The sequence below is a fragment of the Pseudomonas sp. genome, assembly GCF_035512415.1.
Lineage (GTDB): Bacteria > Pseudomonadota > Gammaproteobacteria > Pseudomonadales > Pseudomonadaceae > Aquipseudomonas.
On sequence record NZ_DATKDZ010000042.1, the window covers coordinates 59,504 to 74,686 of the forward strand.

The following is a 15,183-nucleotide window of genomic DNA, read 5'->3' on the forward strand; positions in this document are numbered from 1 at the left end:
GTCAAGCTTGCGCCAGGGCCATGGTAGGCATGCATTCGCGCGGCTAGAGTTGGGCTTCGCCCCCGCATAACAACCATAAGCGCGAGAGCCATGAGCCAAGCCGATCTGATTTCCCCGCTGCGTTTCCTTGCCCGTCTCCCCCAGCATCTGCCGCGTGTACCGCGCATGTTGCGCGGCCTGTATTACGCCGGTATCCGCAATCGCGAGAAGAACCTGTCGCTGGCCTGGGCGCTGGAGCGCACGGCGCAGCAGCATCCCGACCGCCCGGCGCTGCTGGATGAGTCGCGCAGCCTTAGTTATGCCCAATTCAATGCCTGGGCCAATCGCCTGGCCTGGGCCTTCAAGGCCGAAGGCGTGCGCCATGGCAGCGTGGTGGCGGTGATGCTGGAAAATCGTCTGGAGCAGCTGGCGATCCTCGCGTCGCTCAGCAAGCTGGGCGCGGTCGGTGCACTGGTCAATACCACCCAGCGCGGCAAGGTGCTGGCCCATAGCCTGAATCTGGTCAAACCCGGGTTTATGGTGATTGGCGATGAGTTGCGCGAAGCTTTCGAGGAAGTCGCCGGGCAATTGGATAACCCCAGCGCAACGCGCTACTGGATCGCCGATCAGGATTGCCTGGAAGACCCCAGTCAGGCACCCGACGGCTGGACCAACCTGATGCAACTGGCACGCAGCCAGGCCACCGGCAACCTGCCGGACAGCGCCAAGGTGAAGATGAAAGACCCCTGCTTCCTTATCTACACCTCTGGCACCACCGGCCTGCCCAAGGCCTCGATCATGAGCCACGGCAAGTGGATCAAGGCCTACGGCGGCTTCGGCCATTCCGGCCTGACCCTGAGCAATCAGGACGTGCTCTACCTGACCCTGCCCTGCTACCACAATAACGCCGTCACCGTGTGCTGGAGCGCCGCTCTGGCCGGTGGCGCGGCCATCGCCCTGCGCCGCAAGTTCTCCGCCAGCGCCTTCTGGCCGGATGTGCAGCGCTATCAGGCCACCTGCTTCGGCTATATCGGCGAGCTGTGCCGCTACCTGCTGAACCAGCCAGAAAGCGCCGCAGAGAAGAACAACAGCCTGCGCTGCATGATCGGCAACGGCCTGCGGCCCTCGATCTGGGCCGAGTTCAAGGCGCGCTTCGGGGTTGAGCAGATCACCGAGTTCTATGCCTCGAGCGAAGGCAATATCGGCTTTACCAACGTATTCAACTTCGACAATACCGTGGGTTTCTCCCCCGCCACCTACGCCATCGTGCGCTATGACCTGGAGAACGATTGCGCCATTCGCACCGCCAAGGGTTTTCTGCAGAAGGCCGACAAGGGCGAGCCTGGCCTGCTGATCAGCGAGATCAGCGCCAAGTGGCCATTCGACGGCTATACCGACCCGGCCAAGAGCGAGGCGGCGATTCTGCGCAACGTATTCAAGAAGGGCGATGCCTGGTTCAACACCGGCGACCTGATGCGCGATATCGGCTGCAAGCATGCGCAGTTCGTCGACCGCCTCGGCGACACCTTCCGCTGGAAAGGCGAGAACGTCTCGACCACCGAGGTGGAAAACGTTCTCGGGGCCTTCCCCGGTGTCGAGGATGCAGTGGTGTATGGCGTGGAAATCCCCGGCACCAACGGCCGCTGCGGCATGGCCGCGCTGCGCCTGAGCGAAGGCCAGCAACTGGATAGCGCCGCTCTAGCCGCGCACCTGGACGCCGAATTGCCGGTCTATGCCGCGCCGCTGTTTATCCGCCTGTTGGGTGAGGTGGAAACCACCGGCACCTTCAAATACAAGAAGACCGACCTCAAGCAGGCCGCCTACAACCCGGCGGCGGTGCAGGAGCCATTGTGGGTGCGCCTACCTGGCGAGCAGCGCTTTACCCCGCTGGACCACAGCCTGTTCGCCGCTATCGGTCAGGAGACCTATCGCTTCTGATTGCCGGCAGCCGTCTGCTAGCGCTTGAACTCAAACTGCAATTGCGCACCCTCGACCGACTGCCAGTAGTCCTCACCGCGCTCATTGGTAATCAGCTTGCCATTGAGTTGAAAAGGGCCTTCCGTCTCATCCTTGTCGCCAAACATAGGCGGCAGTATCGGGATCGACAGGTCGCTGAGCGGTGCCACCGGCTGCAGGGGATCAAACACATTGATATGCAGGCCCAAATCCAACGGCGCTTGCGGCTCAGTGGGCTCGGGCTTGGGGGCAACAACTGCTGGTTTCGGCTTGGGTTGAGCCGCCGCAGCAACGGGTGCAGGTTCTGAAATCTTGGGCGCAGGCTTGCTCACCACAGGGGCAGCAGGTTCGACTTCAACCGCTTTGCGCTTGACCGCCGGTTGCGCCTTGACGGTTTCCGCCTTGGGCTTGGCAGGAGGATTGGTGCTTTGCTCGCAGGCCACCAGTGACAGCATTGTCAGCAGCAGCGCGAGGCTTCGAATAGGCAACATAGGCAGGTACAAAGGCAGTGACACAAGTCGCTATGCTGGCCCCTCCCCCCTCCCCTGGCAAGCTCGCAATACGTATGGCAGGTAACAGCCAAGCTTCTATTCTGAGGATCAGCCGACGGCCATCGGTGTCAATGGCCGCCAGCGACTGACCTTTGCAGCCTTATTCAGGCGATTGCAGTTGCTGCAACTGCGCGTCGATATCCCGCCCGGGGTGCTCGCGCATCAGTCGCAACAGCAAGGCATCGGCTTCATCTGTCCAGCCGTCACGGCGCAATTTGAGCAAGCGTTGCAACTCGCTGCGCAGTTGCTGTTCAGCCTGATTGCCTGCGGCTTCTGCCGCTTTTTCGGGGGCTGATACAGCAGGCGCACGGTCATGCAGCGCATCGCCTACCGACTCTTCACGCAGCAGCTGATTGGAGGCACCGGCCGAAAGCTTCTTCTCGGCCTTGGCGGCATCGGCGCTGTAGCCCTGGATCACCGGTGCAGGCTGCGCTGCACGCGAACGCTGCGCCTCATCGGCAACTGCAGCGGACTCCGCCAACGGCGCGGGCACAGGCGCGGGCTGGGGTGCCACCCTCGCCGCAGCCGGTGCCATGGGCGCGGCGCTGGGCACGGCATCGAAGGCATCCGGAGCCTGCTCGAAGGTGCGCCAGGTCAAACTCACGCCAATCCCCAAGCAAGCGACCCCGGCCAACGCCACCGACCAGCGCTGCCGACCGCCAGCGCCAAATAGCCAGCTGTGCAGGCGCGCGCTCAAACCAGGTTTGGCCTCAGCAGCGGGCGCGCTACGCGCTGCGGCACTGGCCGCCGCGAGAATCTGCGCATCCAGCTCTGCACTGGGCTCGCCGCCGCTGTGCTGGCGGAAATGCTCCAGCATCTGCCGTTCCTGCTCATCGGGCATGTGTTGATCGTGGTTCATACGGACAACTCCTCGGCGGCCGGGTCAGCCAGCAGCCGACGTAACTTCTGCAGGGCATAGCGCAAACGGCTTTTCACCGTTTCTGTGGGTATCTGGGTCAGCTCGGCGATTTCGGCCAGGTCCAGATCAGCGTGGGCGCGCAGCAGAAACACTTCGCGCTGCTCTGCCGGTAAATCCGCCAGGGCGGCCTCTAAACGCTGCTGATCGCGGCTCAGGCTGAGCTGTTGCTCGGGACCCGGCTGCGGGTCGTGCGGGGCATGCTGCTGTTCATCGTACTCAGCATGCCCCGCCTGGTGCCGACCGTGCTTGCGCCAATGATCGATCAAGCGGTTGCGGCCGATCTGGTACAGCCAGGTCTTGAACAGCACGGTATCGCGCTGTTCGCTCTGGCTGCGGATCAGGCTCATCCAGGTGTCCTGAAACACCTCCTCGGCCAGGGCGTGGTCGCCACACAGGCCGAGCAGAAAGCGAAACAGGCCGAGCCGGTGGCGCTGATACAACTCGGCGAAAGCCGCCGCATCGCCGCGGCGGTAACGCCGCAACAAGGCGGCGTCGTCATCCGTGAGGGGTCGATTCACTGCTGTACTCGTGCGGTAGTTGAACGGTTCGTCGCAGTTTGCAGGCTCTGCGCCAGTTCCACCAGCTGGACGAACTCGGCGCGCAGGCCGAAGCGGTCGTCGCCCTTGGCATTGCGCGCCAGTTCGGCGCTGTCAGCCAGGCTGAAGCGCCCGGTGTAGGTATCGCCTTTGAGCTGTTGGGCAAAAGCGGCCACGGCAGCGGCAAAGCGCAGGTCTTCACTGGCCTGGCTGACGGCACGTATGTCGGTGGCCTGAATTGGTTGCTCAAGCAGTTTGCTGACGTCCTGCCCTGGCGTCTTGTAGCGAATGCGCAGCCAGGCCAGTTCGCCTGCGGGGCTGCCCGCCTTGGCCGCTTGCTGATAGCGCAGCGGCTCCAGCCAGCCATTGCCGCCCACCGGCACCACTTCATAGAGCGCGGTTACCGTATGACCTGCGCCGATTTCGCCGGCATCAACCTTATCGTTGCTGAAGTCCTCACGCTTCAGCGCGCGATTTTCATAACCGAGCAGGCGGTACTCGCTGACCTCGGAGGGGTTGAACTCGACCTGAATCTTCACGTCACTGGCGACCGTCGCCAGGGTTGAGCTGAGCTGATCGACCAGCACCTTGCGCGCCTCGCGCAGGTTATCGATATAGGCGTAGTTACCGTCGCCGGCGTCGGCCAACTGCTCCATCAACTGCTCATTGTAGTTGTCGGTACCGAAGCCCAGGGTGGTCAGCGATACGCCGGTCTTGCGCTTGTCGGCGGCCAGTTGTTTGAGGGTTTCGAAGTCGCTGATGCCGACGTTGAAGTCACCATCGGTGGCCAGCAGGATGCGGTTGATACCGCCATCGATAAAGCCCTGCTGCGCCTGCTGATAGGCCAGCTGAATGCCCGACTCACCCGCCGTCGAGCCGCCAGCAATAAGCTGATCAATGGCTGCGCGAATTTTGGCTTTCTCGCTACCGGATGTCGGCTCTAACACCACGCTGGATGAGCCGGCATACACCACCAACGACACCTTGTCCTGGGCGCGCAGTTGCTCGACCAGCAGCTTCAAGGTGCTTTGCACCATGGGCAGGCCATCGCGGCGATCCATCGAGCCGGAGACATCCACCAGAAACACCAGATTGGCCGGCGGCAGCTCGTCTACCCGCAGATCCGAAGCCTTGATGGCGATACGCAGCAGGCGGCTCTCGGGGTTCCACGGCGTGGCCGCCAGCTCAGTGTGCACGCCAAACGGCGCATCACCCTTGGGCAGCGGATAGACGTAGGGGAAGTAATTGACCAATTCCTCCAGGCGCACCGCATCCTGCGGCGGCAATTGCCCGCCATTGAGGAAACGCCGCACATTGGCGTAGCTCCCGGTATCCACATCGATGCTAAAGGTCGACACCGGCGTCTCGGCCACCGCATGCACCGGGTTGTCGGCCAGTTTCTGATACTGCTCGCGGTTCTCGTCACGGTAACCCGGCGGCAAAGCATCGGCCTGTACCGACATAGGCATCGGCGCATAGGCCACACTGGGCATCACGGCCCCGCCCGCCACCTGGCTTTTGCGTTGCAGCTGCGCTGGGGCAGCGGCCAGCTGTTCATGCAGCTCGGCGCGTTCACGGTCTTGGGAATGATCGCTCAGCTGCGGGTTGCTAACCTCTGTGGCCGGCGCTTCGGGATTGGCTGCGCTGCACGCACCAAGGCTGATCAATACGCCTGCGGCAAAACCGGCAAGCAGAGGACGGGTAAGCAATACGGTGTAAGCAGACATGGGGGCATCTCCTGAGCGATCGAACGAACCATTCGCTCAGGTAGACGCAGCCTCCATTCAAATCGGGTTAAAGGGGATAGAAAAACAAAGGCCCATCATCGGATGGGCCTTTGCTTGAACGCTTACGCTGCGGATCTACTGCCAGTTGGCGGCGATCACCACATCCAGTTGGGCACGCTGGTCAGCGGTGAGGTTGGACTCACCTCCGGCAGGTCGTTACCGTCACCGCCATTAAGCGTGTCGTTACCAGCACCACCGAGCAGCATGTCATTACCTGCTCCCCCGGTTAACGAGTCATTTTCAGATGTGCCGTTGATCACATTCATGCCCAGGCTAGCCAGAACGAATCCAAGCCCATGATCCGGCAAATCCCCATGCTCAACCAAAACAGCCACTGTATGCGCCCCCAACGCCCCTAGCGTCTGGAGAACCTTGATAAATTCACGAAGCTCGGCCCCAGCCGCACTGCTGTCCTGCTCGTAGCGGTTCTGGAAACCGGTGAAAGGGGGAGATGGTGGTGCCTGCCGATTGATAGGTGGGTTGAATATCGTTGAGTAGATTATTAAGAGTTTCGCACGACAACATGCGGTTCAGCTGACTGATTTTGTTGCGACATAAGAACCTCCTTATATTGAATATTCGCATCCACCCAACCAATGCGCCAGAGCACCTGAAACATCAAAACATCTTATTTTTCGGATCATCACCATAACCTTTCCACACTCCTTGCGTCTCACACCCTCTCAGCATTCATACCAATAATTTTCATATACCCTAAAATACCTTTATCCAACGTATAATGTTGAGCACTCCCATATGCCGCGCGCTTTAATCCTTGGAACCGTTCCAATTGACTCAATGTACTTAGTACCCGCTCCGCAATTGCATCTGTATCGAAAAAGTCCACCCACAAGCCATTCTCCCCATCCCTGATTACCTCCCTTACAGGCGCTGTATCCGAACCGACAATCAAACAACCAGTGGCCATGGCCTCCAATAACGACCAGGACAGTACAAACGGATAAGTCAGATAGATATGCACCGCAGAAACTTGCAGCACTTTCTTATAGGTGGCGTAAGGCACCTTGCCTAAAAAGTGCACGCGCTCTAGATCAACCGGATTTTCCGCCAGCAGTTTGCTGCGCCAGTTGGGCACATCCTTGGGTTGGCTGCCATAGATGACGTCATCGCCGCCGACGATCACCACCTGGCAGGTCGGGTGCTCTTTAAGGATTCTCGGCAGCGCGCGCATAAAACTGTGAAAGCCCCGATACGGCTCCAGATTGCGCGCCACGTAGGTAATGATCGGCTCGCCGGCCTTAAGCACTTTGCCATTGGGTAGTTGCAGGCTCGCTTCGAGGTCTGGCCCCAGGTTCTCGGTGTCGATGCCTTCGTGAGTTACCTGAATCTTGTCCGTAAGCGTCCGAGCTACACCGTCTTGCAACTCAAACCTTGATCCTCTTAAACCACTGATTCACGCGCTCGCAGTCAAATGCCGCCGGCTCAAATATTTCACCGTACCAACCCACCATGTCGTCGTGTTCTGGATGCTTGGGGTCTGCCATGACCTCTAGAAAATCCTCGTAACCCGGCACCCCACCTACGTCTTCCGGCGGGCAAGCATTGGCACCTTCAATGCAATACGGCAGTTGAGGGGCTGTGATGGCAGGTAGCCTTTTCTCGACTTTGATTCGGTGATCCCAGCTGTCACCAAAGTCGTAGAGATAGTCAAACGTCTTTTTACCGAACAGCGCTTTGACCAATGTCTTGCGAGCTTCTGGATTCACCGGCGGCCCCCAGCCATCAGAATCGGGAATCCCGTATTTTTCACCTGCTATTTCAAACTCATGCAGATGACTATCGCTCCAGCCCATCACGATCTGAATCACGTGATGCAGCTTGCCCAAGGTAATGTTTTCAGGGACTACGAAACGACGCCAGATCGTCGGTGTGATCCACTTCAGCTCAATGTGCAACAGCAAGAGATCAGGTGCAGGTTTGGGTAGGCTGACAGTTTTAACCATGGATCAGGCGGCCTCGCAGAGGTCAGTGTGGTTCAAGGAAATATTCCAGGGCAGCAGTTCGCCCACCCGGTTAACTGGATGTTCGGCGATGTGCTCAAGCACGTAGGTCAGATAGGCCTGCGGATTTAACCCGTTTAGCTTGGCAGTACCCACCAGGCTGTAGATCGCCGCCGCTCGTTCTCCTCCCGCATCGGATCCGGCAAACAGGTAATTTTTGCGACCCAATGCGACGGCGCGCAATACGCGTTCTGCGGCATTGTTGTCGATTTCGATCCGGCCATCATCGCAGTAGCGCGTCAGCGCCTGCCACCGATTGAGGGCATAGAGGATCGCACCGCCCAATGCCGATTTTTTCGATACTTGAGTCAGCGTCTGGTTAAGCCATGCGTGCAGTTGTTCCAGCAGCGGACTGGCCCGGCTTTGTCGAACCGCTTTTCGTTGGTCGTGCGGCTGCCCTCGAATCTCGCTCTCGATGGAATACAGGGCCGCAATCCGTTGCAGCACCTCGCGGGCAAGTGGCGAAGCCTGGTCTGTGTAGACATCGTAAAACTTGCGGCGGGCGTGAGCCCAGCAGGAGGCTTCCTGAATGGTGCCCGTGGCATACAGCTGAGCAAAACCGGCGTAGCCGTCAGCCTGCAAGATCCCGCTGAAACTCTTGAGATGAGCACGGGGATGTTGCCCTTTGCGATCCGCCGAATAGGCAAACCATACCGCGGCCGGTGTCGAGTCACCCGCAGGTCGATCATCGCGCACGTACGTCCACAGGCGAGCCGTTTTGGTCTTGCCGTTGCCTGGCGCGAGCACGCCAATCGGCGTGTCGTCGGCATGGACTTTATGACCGCTCATGACGTGGTGCCCGAGGGCGTTGATCAGTGGTCGCAGCAACTGGCTGCTCTGGCCGACCCAGTCGGCCAGGGTTGAGCGCTCCAGATCTACGCCCTCACGGGCGTAGATCTCGGACTGTCGGTACAACGGCAAATGATCGACAAACTTCGAGACCAGCACATGGGCCAGTAGACCCGCGCCGGCAAGGCCTCGGGCTATTGGGCGACTCGGTGCCGGCACCTGAGCGATGTGCTCGCAGCAGCGGCAAACCCACTTCGGGCGGACATGGCGAATGACTTTGAAGCGTGCCGGAACGTACTCCAGCACTTCAGACACATCCTCACCTAAATGGCGAAGTGTCCCACCGCAACCAGTGCACTTCGACTCGGGCTGATGAACGCGGGTTTCGCGAGGCAGGTGCTCGGGCAATGGTTTACGGCGCGAAACTGCGCGAGGTGCCGGCTCGACTGGAGGTGTCATTTCGGCTTGGCTGACTTGCAGTTCTTCAAGGCTCAACTGGAGCTGGTCGATCATCGCTTCCAGTTGCTCGGAGCTGCGACCGAACTGCGTACGACGCAGCTTGGCAATCATCATCTTTAAGCGCTCAATCTCTGCCCGCTGGGCAGAGACCAGAGCCTTCAAGGATTGAAGATCGTTAGGCAGGGGATCGGTCGCGAGCGTCATGACCAAATCTTACTTGGGATTTTTTCAGCGCGGCAAGTCAGACCGCGAGGACGGGTGCTGTACGAATTGGCCTGCGCCAATCAATGCCTTCCAACAGCATCGACAACTGCGCAGCCGTCAGTGACACGCTGCCGCTGGTTGCTTGCGGCCAGACGAAGCGTCCTTGTTCCAGCCGTTTGCAAAACAGGCACAAACCGTCGCCGTCCCACCACAATAGCTTGATACGGTCACCGCGCCGTCCGCGAAAGGCGAAAATCTGACCCGAAAAGGGGTCGGCTTCCAGCTGAGTCTGCACCAACGCCGCCAACCCATCGAAGCCACGGCGCATGTCCGTGACGCCGGCGGCGATCCAGATACGGGTTCCAGCGGGCGGGGCAATCATCGCAGTAACTGCTGCAAGACGAGTTGCATCGTCTGCGGGTCAGGCGTGCCAGTGATGCGTAGCGTGGCTTTACCCACTTCCACAACCAGCTCGGAGTGAAACTCGAGCAGAGGCTGAGCGGCTTGCGAGACATCCGTCGACGACTCGATCATCTGGACAGGCAAAAACGTTGCACTGTGATTAACCGGGCCGAAGGCTCCCTCCTGATACTGGTGCCGCCAGCGAAACACCAAGTTGGCATTGACGTCATGCTCGCGAGCGATCAACGACACGGAAGCGCCAGGCTGGAAGCTGGCCTCAACGACCTTGCGTTTGAACTCACGTGGGAAGTTGGGGCGTCGGCCTGTTCGGCGGACGGGGGCGGTTGTATCCAAGATAGTGTCCACTAAAAAATGGTGGGCACTATCTTGGCTGATCTAGATGGCCGTCAGGAGTGGGTGCTGACCGGACGGTTACTCTTGTCCCGGTAGGCCGCGGGATGCAGACTGTGCTGCCAGTGGGTTGGGGTGATGGCTTGGTCGCAGTTTTCCAGGTTGAGCAGGTGCAGGGCGTTACGGCTGCGGGTGCTCGCGGCACCGTTGATGTCCAGCGGAAATTCCGGGTCAAAGTCAGCATCGGCTCCCTGGGCCTGGTAGTAGTACTCGCAGAAGTGAATCAGCCTGGTGTGCGGGAAGGCGTCCTTGGCGTAGAGCGTTTCGCCCCATCCGGGGTGGGCGACTATCACGTCCGGGCGGTAGCCCTTGGCCTTGAGATCGAGCAGCAGGCGTAACACTTGCTGGCCATGCAGTACGCCGTCTTCGAAGCTGCGCACATAAGCGTGGGTATGGGTGCTAGCGCTGCGAAGGGGTTTGTAACGCAATAGGCGCACGCCCGGCAGGCCAGGTGCTTGTTCGCGACCGATGGCCAGTACCTGAACATCCGGCTGTTTGGCCAGGTGCGCGGCGATATGGCGAAACTGGCCGGGGAAGTTTTGGTGAATAAACAGCACTTTCATACCGCTGCTCCATACTTGTTAAGTAGTGCTCGTTTAGCTTTGCCGGGTTACGCCTTCGGCTAACCCCCAGCATGGGTATCGCTGCGCTCAACCCATCCTACGGTTCCTACGAATCGATGTTCAGCGCTCGCTTAAACTTTCCGCGGTGCACTGCTTTAGCGGACTCAAGAAGTAATCAATCACCTTCATCTTATCCGTCTTCACTTCCGCCCTGACCGCCAGCCCGGCGACAACGCAATCTTGTTTGCCCCCACCTGAATACTGTCCTGTTTCAGCTGAATCCGTGCACTGTAGACCAGCCCAAGTTTTTCATCTTCGATGGCGTCGCTGGAGATGCTGAGTACGGTGTCGTCCATCACTCCGTATTTGGTGAAGCTAAAGGTCTCGACCTTGATCTCCACTTCTTGGCTGGACCTGACAAAACTGATGTCTTTGTTCTCCAGCATGGCTTCGACTTCCACCGGTTGGTCGCTGGGTACGATGACCATCAGCGGTTGGGCTTCGGTAACCACGCCGCCGTGGGTGTGGATCGCCAGTTGCTGCACGGTGCCGGCCACCGGGGCGGTTAGGCGCGTCAGGCTGTCGCGCTGCTGGGCCTTTTTTAGTTCCTGGGTCAGTGCAGAGGCGCGTTGTTCGGCCTCGTGCTGCAGGTCGAGCATAGCGCGGCGGGTTTGCGCGATGACGCTGTTTTTGCTGGCTCTGCGCGGCTTTTTTAGCGGCGCTGAGTTCACGGACGCGGGCTTGTTGCAGGCTCAGTTCGCGCTCTTGGTCGAGGCGCAGTTGTTCCTTTTCCAGGTAGGCGTGTTTGGCGACGTACTGCTTGTCGAGCAGGCGTTTGTAGTCGGCGGCCAGTTCGCGGCTGATCGGCAGGCTTTGCTGTAAGGAGGCGACGCTGCTTTGTGCGGCCTGGATTTCCGCGTTGCGCTGTTCGATGGCATCGAGCAGCGCCTGGGCGCGTGCGCTGTCGACCTGGGCGGCGGGCAGGTAGCTGTTCAGGCGTTGAACATCGGCACCGGTCATGCTGGTGTCCAGTTCGATCAGCAGATCGCCGGCTTTTACTTGTTGCCCGTTATGCACATGGATGGCTTTGACTACGGCCACTTCGCTAGGCTGGATGATCTTGCTTTTGCCGCTGGGCACGACCTTGCCTGTGGCGGTGGCGACCACGTCGATTTCGCCGACACAGGCCCACAACAGGGTCAGCATGGCGAAGACCATAAGGGTCCATTGGATAATGCGTGGTGCCGGGTGCACCGGTTGCTTCTGCAACGCCAGGGGGCAGGCAGGAGTTGCACTTCGTGGCTTAGGCGTGCTGGCGCGTCCATGGCCTTACGGTTGCGCCAGGAGTGACGTCAGGCTTGGCGGTAGCGGTTGAGTAGATCGCGTTTGGCGGATGTGTGAGTCATTGAGACCGCCCCCTCACCCTAACCCTCTCCCCAGAGGGGCGAGGGGACTGTCCGTGGAACGCCGCGATATCGGCGCTGTTCATGAGTGTCCGTTTCATGCTGCACCGCCATATTGCATGCGGTGCAGGAGCGAGTAGTGGCCGGCTTGGTGGGCTGGTAGCGGAACTGCACCTGATCGAACTCGACGTCGCCGCGCAGTGGTGGCAGCGCGCTGCGCGAGTCCTGGGACAGTTCGGTGCGGGTGTTGAGGATATCGCCCAAACGCTGCACCGAAACGCCGGTCTGCTGGAAATTGGTCCACAGCTGGGCCAAACGCATGATCGGCTGCGACACCCGGCCGGCGAGCATATTGAAGGCGATCAGTTGACCGACACTCAGATCACCATCAATCACCAGGCGCGCGCCTAGCCACAGGGTTGTAACGGTCACCAGCTTGCCGATAAAGCCGACGCTTTCGTTGGCGATGGTGGGGAGGGTTTGGGTTTTGAAACTGGCGGCCACATAGCCTGCGAGCTGGTTGTCCCACTTGCGGTTGATCTGCGGTTCCACTGCCATGGATTTCAAGGTGTCGATGCCGTTGACCGTTTCCACCAGAAAGGCCTGGTTCTCCGCGCCACGAGTAAAACTTTCGTTGAGGCGCGCACGCAGCAACGGGGTGATCAGCAGGGAGACGATAAAGTACAGCGGCAACGACAGCACCACCAGGGTCAGCCAGCCGCTGTACATAAACATCACGGCGATAAACACCACCGAGAACAGCACGTCGAGCAACAGGGTGATGGCATTGCCGGTAAGCCAGCTGAAATCGAAACGCGCCAGGTCGCCGGCCAGCGAAGCTTCGGAGCGAATCAGGATCAGCTCTCCGCTCCAGCGTGCCTCCAGTTCTTCGAAACTCAGCACGTCCGGGCGCTGCGCCTGCGAGTCGTGGATCAGTGCCTTGCCGTCGTCCAGGCGGGCGATGATAAAGAAGCGCCCGTCCGCCGCCATGGAAATCGCCGGCAGCAGCGTGTGGCTCAAGCGAGATAGCAAACTGCGCGCGAACTTGGCCTTGAGACCCAGTTTCTTCGCCGCCATCAGCAGCTCGGCGCGGCCAAACTGCGGCCGTCTTCGGCGTATTCGTGGGTGAGTTGTTCGGGGAAGCAGCGACGTCATGGAAACGCGCGAGCATGACTAGGCAGGCAAGGCCCGTATCGAGCCCTGTATCGGGCTCATTGAACGAGGGAGCATTCGACATCATTGCGTCCATGCATTTACAAGGACTGGGTGCCACTGCCGAGATAGCAAAACGCCATTAATTATTGGGCGGAATACTACTTGTAAAGCGCTGGGCGTCCTTACGCGAAAAACATCGACCAGATCACATTTAAACCAACTATGGCAAAGAATTTACAACGCCTCAGCTGCCCCCTACAAAAACCCTCAGCTGCATACTGCGCCTGGCTCATACCTCAGCTAAAAGCCCACACCTTCCTGACACAGCTGCCCGGCCAGCATGCCCAGGGTCATCAGGGCGCGCTCGGCTTCGCGGTTCCACGGAATGCCACAGTTCAGGCGAATGCAGTGGTTGAACTGCTCGGTATTACTGAAGATCAGCCCCGGCGCAATGCTGATGCCCTGCTGCAGCGCCCGCACATGCAGGTCCTTGGTGTTGACCCGCGCTGGCAGGCTGACCCAGAGGATAAAGCCGCCCTTGGGCCGGCTCATCTGCGTGCCTTCGGGGAAGTACTGCTGCACCGCCAGCTGGAAGGCGCTGAGGTTCTTGCGGTATTCCTGACGGATAAAGCGCAGGTGACGGTCGTAACCGCCGTTCTCCAGATACGCCGCCACCGCCATCTGCGTCACGCTACAGGCCGAGTGGGTGCTAAAGGTCTGCAGACGCTGGATTTCATCCTGATACTTGCCGGCGATGATCCAGCCGATACGCACGCCGGGAGAGAGGGTCTTGGAGAAGCTTGAGCAATACACCACCCGCCCTTCGCGGTCATGGGATTTGAGCGCCTTGGTCGGGCCCTGCTCGAACATCAGTTCGCCGTAGATGTCGTCTTCGATAATCTGGATATCGTAATCACCGGCCAGGCGCAGCAACTGGCGCTGACGCTCTTCGGGAATGGTGCCGCCCAGCGGGTTGCTCAACCGTGCAGTCAACACCAGGGCCTTGATCGGCCATTGGTTGGCCGCCAATTGCAGGGCTTCCAGGCTGATGCCGGTGGCGGGATCGCTGGGGATTTCGATGACTTTAAGGCCGAGCAGGTCAGCCAGTTGCAGCAGGCCGTAATAGGTCGGCGACTCTGCTGCGATCAGATCACCCGGCTTGGTCAGCACCCGCAGGCTCATCTGCAAGGCATCAACACAGCCGTGGGTGATCACCACCTCGGACGGGTCGACCACCACGCCGGCATCGCGCATACGGATCGCCACCTGGCGCCGCAGCGGCTCGAAACCTGGGCTGAACATATAGCTGAAGGCACGCGCGCTATGAAAACGGGTGACCTTGGCCAGTTGCTGGTGCAATGCACGCACCGGCAGGTAATCCACATGCGGCACCGCTGCGCCAAGGGGAAACACGCCCTCGCGGCGGGACTCAGTGAGGACCTGATTGATGATGCTGCTGCGCGTCACCAGGCCTGGCCGCTCGACCCGGGCGATATCGGGGGTTGGCGCGGTCAGGGCCGGGGTCTGGTGGACATAGAAGCCAGACTGCGGGCGCGCGCGAATCAGGCCCTGGTCTTCCAGGTTGGCGTAAGCCTGCAGCACAGTGGCGTGGCTGACGCTGAGCTGCGCACTCATCTTGCGCACCGAAGGCACGCGCTCACCGGGCTGGTAAACGCCGCGGCGGATATCTTCCGCCAGTTGCTGGGCAATGCGCTGATAAAGCAACAGATTGGTCATGACCGCGTTCCTGCTTGTCTGAACCGTAACAGTAAACCGGGCTTCTACAATTGCACCGGTACAGCTTACTGAATTGTGGGCGATACAGTGCCAAGCCGCCAGGACTGTAACGGTTCACTTGGCAGGTGTGCGGATTGTGCGGAGGCAGCTTGGCTAGCCGGGCGACAGTCAATCGGCATAGGGGACGGCCTTCACAGGCCGCTCCCCTGCCACACCACCCGGCATGCGGGTCCGCACCGGGCGGTTCGAGAGATTGAGGTTATGAGAGACGCACTAATCCCAGCCTGTCGAACCACGCAATATTAAGCACG

At 59.9% G+C, this 15,183-nt stretch carries 13 protein-coding genes and 2 pseudogenes; 1 reads left to right on the forward strand and 14 read right to left on the reverse strand.

Annotated features, from left to right (window positions below; all coding sequences use genetic code 11):
• Positions 1-90: 90 nt before the first annotated feature.
• Positions 91-1,917: a long-chain-acyl-CoA synthetase gene (locus VMP31_RS21200; protein ID WP_325509685.1), complete on the forward strand. Its 1,827-nt coding sequence runs from the start codon at positions 91-93 to the stop codon at positions 1,915-1,917.
• Between the two features lie 17 nt (positions 1,918-1,934).
• Here VMP31_RS21200 and VMP31_RS21205 read toward each other — a convergent pair whose 3' ends face one another.
• The 14 genes and pseudogenes from VMP31_RS21205 to VMP31_RS21270 all read right to left on the reverse strand — a co-directional run bounded on the left by VMP31_RS21205 (position 1,935) and on the right by VMP31_RS21270 (position 14,872).
• Positions 1,935-2,438, reverse strand: a complete 504-nt coding sequence (locus VMP31_RS21205; protein ID WP_325509686.1) for a hypothetical protein — start codon at positions 2,436-2,438, stop codon at positions 1,935-1,937.
• Between the two features lie 148 nt (positions 2,439-2,586).
• Complete coding sequence (locus VMP31_RS21210) at positions 2,587-3,345, reverse strand: hypothetical protein (protein ID WP_325509687.1); 759 nt, start codon at positions 3,343-3,345, stop codon at positions 2,587-2,589.
• The gene (locus tag VMP31_RS21215) at positions 3,342-3,923 is read right to left on the reverse strand and encodes an RNA polymerase sigma factor (RefSeq protein ID WP_325509688.1); all 582 of its coding nucleotides are present in this window, start codon (positions 3,921-3,923) and stop codon (positions 3,342-3,344) included. Before VMP31_RS21215 ends, VMP31_RS21210 begins: the two co-directional genes overlap by 4 nt.
• On the reverse strand, positions 3,920-5,668 hold the full coding sequence (locus tag VMP31_RS21220; protein WP_325509689.1) for a VWA domain-containing protein: 1,749 nt from the start codon (positions 5,666-5,668) through the stop codon (positions 3,920-3,922). The genes VMP31_RS21215 and VMP31_RS21220 overlap by 4 nt, the downstream gene beginning before the upstream one ends.
• A gap of 155 nt (positions 5,669-5,823) precedes the next feature.
• The gene (locus tag VMP31_RS21225) at positions 5,824-5,994 is read right to left on the reverse strand and encodes a hypothetical protein (protein WP_325509690.1); all 171 of its coding nucleotides are present in this window, start codon (positions 5,992-5,994) and stop codon (positions 5,824-5,826) included.
• Between the two features lie 407 nt (positions 5,995-6,401).
• Positions 6,402-7,112 carry a glycosyltransferase gene (locus VMP31_RS21230; protein ID WP_325509691.1) on the reverse strand — a complete coding sequence of 237 codons (711 nt, stop codon included), beginning with the start codon at positions 7,110-7,112 and terminating at the stop codon, positions 6,402-6,404.
• A gap of 1 nt (position 7,113) precedes the next feature.
• Positions 7,114-7,692 carry a plasmid pRiA4b ORF-3 family protein gene (locus tag VMP31_RS21235; RefSeq protein WP_021703175.1) on the reverse strand — a complete coding sequence of 193 codons (579 nt, stop codon included), beginning with the start codon at positions 7,690-7,692 and terminating at the stop codon, positions 7,114-7,116.
• Positions 7,693-7,695: 3 nt separating this feature from the next.
• Positions 7,696-9,201 carry an IS66 family transposase gene (tnpC, locus tag VMP31_RS21240; protein ID WP_325509692.1) on the reverse strand — a complete coding sequence of 502 codons (1,506 nt, stop codon included), beginning with the start codon at positions 9,199-9,201 and terminating at the stop codon, positions 7,696-7,698.
• Between the two features lie 37 nt (positions 9,202-9,238).
• Positions 9,239-9,583 (reverse strand): IS66 family insertion sequence element accessory protein TnpB, encoded by a 345-nt coding sequence (gene tnpB, locus VMP31_RS21245; protein ID WP_020723502.1) that lies wholly within the window; start codon positions 9,581-9,583, stop codon positions 9,239-9,241.
• A complete protein-coding gene (tnpA, locus tag VMP31_RS21250) occupies positions 9,580-9,957 on the reverse strand; it encodes an IS66-like element accessory protein TnpA (RefSeq protein WP_325509693.1) in 378 nt (125 codons plus the stop codon). Before tnpA ends, tnpB begins: the two co-directional genes overlap by 4 nt.
• A 53-nt stretch (positions 9,958-10,010) precedes the next feature.
• Positions 10,011-10,577, reverse strand: coding sequence for a hypothetical protein (locus VMP31_RS21255; RefSeq protein ID WP_325509694.1), 567 nt, complete (start codon positions 10,575-10,577; stop codon positions 10,011-10,013).
• A gap of 120 nt (positions 10,578-10,697) precedes the next feature.
• A pseudogene (locus VMP31_RS21260) lies at positions 10,698-11,983 on the reverse strand (HlyD family type I secretion periplasmic adaptor subunit).
• Positions 11,984-12,133: 150 nt separating this feature from the next.
• Positions 12,134-13,220: pseudogene (locus VMP31_RS21265) on the reverse strand (ABC transporter transmembrane domain-containing protein); the annotation flags it as partial.
• A 215-nt stretch (positions 13,221-13,435) separates the two neighbouring features.
• Entirely contained in the window at positions 13,436-14,872 is a 1,437-nt protein-coding gene (locus VMP31_RS21270) for a PLP-dependent aminotransferase family protein (protein WP_325509695.1), read from the reverse strand.
• Positions 14,873-15,183 lie beyond the last annotated feature (311 nt).